Below are 2021 nucleotides of genomic sequence, written 5' to 3' on the forward strand. Positions count from 1 at the left end.
TTCTTCTCGGGTCAAGTGTGTGTAGTTCAAAGTGCTTTCCTTTGCGACTGGCCGGTCAACAAGAGAGCATCCTATGCACTCTTGGCCCAACCTATTGCTTGGTGCACTTCGTTCTGGAATCCGCCGCTTTTATTTCGCGGGCCCTGCAGCGCCAGCGCTGCCGCAGTCTGCGGACGCCATCAAGACGGCGGCACACGCCGGATCAGGAGCACGGCCAATACCACGGAGGTTGGAGCGGCGATGACGGGGGCAGGCAAGGTCGAAGCGTTGGTATGTGTCGGCGGACCAGGCCGAGCAGCCCATTGCCCGCGTGGTGCGCATGCATGACCGGGTGCGTGGCACGACGCCGGGGTAGCCCAGCAACCTCCAAGAGCACAGCTTCGATTTCAAGCCAAATAGCCTGACTATGTACATACCTCAGGCCTCTGTCTCCAATCCGTTCGGGCTGAGCCTGTCGAAGCCAGGGCGCCCTTGGCCAACAGCCCTTCGACAGGCTCAGGGCGAACGGGTCTATCTGAGGAAAATATCCAATCAGGCCAAACAGGCCTCTAGCGCTTATATAGCAAGCGCTGACAGCTATCAAAAAAAAGCAGCCCAAAGGCTGCTTTTGTTCTGGATGGCCTGTAGGGACAGGGCTCAGCTGCCGGCCACTTTCATGCGGTTCACCAGGATGGAACCCACCGTTTTGGCACCATAGCTGTAGGCGTCGGCACCCACCGCTTCAATGCCCTTGAGCATGTCTTTCAGGTTGCCGGCAATGGTGATCTCGTGCACGGGGAAGGCAATCTTGCCGTTTTCCACCCAAAAGCCGCTGGCGCCGCGCGAATAGTCGCCCGTGACGTAGTTCACGCCCTGGCCCATCAGCTCCACCACAAACAGGCCGGTGCCCAGCTTTTGCAGCATGGCATCAAGGTTGTCGCTGCTTTGGGTGAGGCGCGAGGTGAGTGTGAGGTTGTGCGAGCCGCCTGCATTGCCCGTGGTCTTCATGCCCAGCTTGCGTGCCGAGTAGCTGCTGAGGAAATAGCCCTGCACCCGCCCGCCCTGCACCACCTTGCGTGGCGCCACGCGCACGCCTTCTTCGTCAAAAGGCGAGCTGCCCTTGCCGCGCAGCACAAACGGGTCTTCCAGAATATCGATGTGCTTGGGAAACACCATCTTGCCCAGCGAATCGAGCAAAAAGCTGCTCTTGCGGTAAAGCGAGCCCCCACTGACGGCCTGCACAAAACCACCCAGCAGGCCTGCAGCCAGGGTGGATTCAAACAGCACCGGGCACTGGGTGGTGACAATCTTGCGGCTGCCCAGGCGGCTCAATGCGCGCTGGGCGGCATAGCGGCCCACGGCCTCGGGCGAGGCCAGTTCGGCCGCGTCGCGCTCGGAGCTGTACCACGCATCGCGCTGCATCTCGGCATTGCGGCCGGGCAACGAGGCGATGGGTGACACCGAAAAGCTGTGGCGCGAGCTGGCATAGCCGCCGCGAAAGCCGCGCGTGTGGGCGCTGAAAAAATGGCTTTGCTGGGCCGACACGCCAGCGCCCTCGCTGTTGGTGATGCGGCGGCTGGTCTTGAGCGCGGCGGCCTCGCACTCCATGGCCAGGCGTGCTGCCTGCTCGCTGTCGATGGCCCAGGGGTGGAACAAATCGAGGTCGCGGTGGGTGTCGGGGGGCGCAATATCGTCTGCATCGGGCAGACCGGCCATGGGGTCTTCGGCGGTGAAACGGGCGATGTCGTAGGCGGCCTGCACGGTCTGCTCGATGGCCATGTCCGAAAAGTCGGAGGTGCTGGCATTGCCGCGGCGATGGCCGATATAAACCGTGACGCCCAGCGACTTGTCGCGGTTGCGCTCCACGTTCTCCAGCTCGCCCTTGCGCACGCTGACCGACAGGCCGCAGCCCTCGGACGCCTCGGCGCCCGCGTCGGTGGCGCCCAGCTTTTTGGCGTGGGCCAGGGCACGGTCCACCAGGTCCTCAAAGAACGGGCGGCTGTAGCTGAAACCGCGTTCCGGGGCGGGGGAAGTGGCAGGGG

At 63.0% G+C, this 2021-nt stretch carries 1 protein-coding gene; it reads right to left on the reverse strand.

Features of this window, described 5'->3' with window-relative positions:
• Nucleotides 1-636: 636 nt before the first annotated feature.
• Nucleotides 637-2021 (reverse strand): metalloprotease PmbA (gene pmbA / locus DTW89_RS18995; RefSeq protein ID WP_114657066.1); only part of this gene is annotated, 1385 nt, incomplete at its 5' end.

Origin of the sequence: Acidovorax sp. BoFeN1 (assembly GCF_003345135.1) — a bacterium.
Taxonomy (GTDB): Bacteria; Pseudomonadota; Gammaproteobacteria; order Burkholderiales; family Burkholderiaceae_C; genus Acidovorax; species Acidovorax defluvii.